This is a genomic window from Streptomyces aureus, assembly GCF_000725495.1.
Taxonomy (GTDB): domain Bacteria; phylum Actinomycetota; class Actinomycetes; order Streptomycetales; family Streptomycetaceae; genus Streptomyces; species Streptomyces aureus_B.
This window is the reverse complement of sequence record NZ_JNZD01000101.1, coordinates 1-297: the sequence shown is the minus strand read 5'-3', so window position 1 is coordinate 297 and position 297 is coordinate 1. Positions and strand designations below refer to the sequence as shown.

General features: G+C 70.4%; 1 protein-coding gene. It reads right to left on the bottom strand.

What is annotated here, in order from left to right:
* Positions 1–289 (bottom strand): zinc ribbon domain-containing protein (locus IO36_RS49475; RefSeq protein ID WP_425535568.1); only part of this gene is annotated, 289 nt, incomplete at its 3' end.
* Positions 290–297 lie beyond the last annotated feature (8 nt).

The window sequence follows — 297 nt, the reverse complement described above, 5'->3', positions numbered from 1 at the left end:
GGTGGGTTCCCCGTTCAACGGGCCGTGCCGGGCGTGGGATTTCCACCCCAGGACTGACCGGCCCTCCAGGGGCGTTTAGCCTCTCCGCCTGCCCGGCGGCGAGGATCACTCGCGACGCGTTGAGGTCACGATCATGTTCGGTACCGCAGCCCTCGCACCGCCGGATGCGTACGTGCAGCGGCTTCTTCCCGTCCACGGCCCAGCACACCGAGCACGTCTGCGAGGAGGGCAGCCAGCGGGAGACGATGCCGACATGCCGGCCGTAGCGGGCCGCCTTCTCCTCCAGCACGCGGCGGA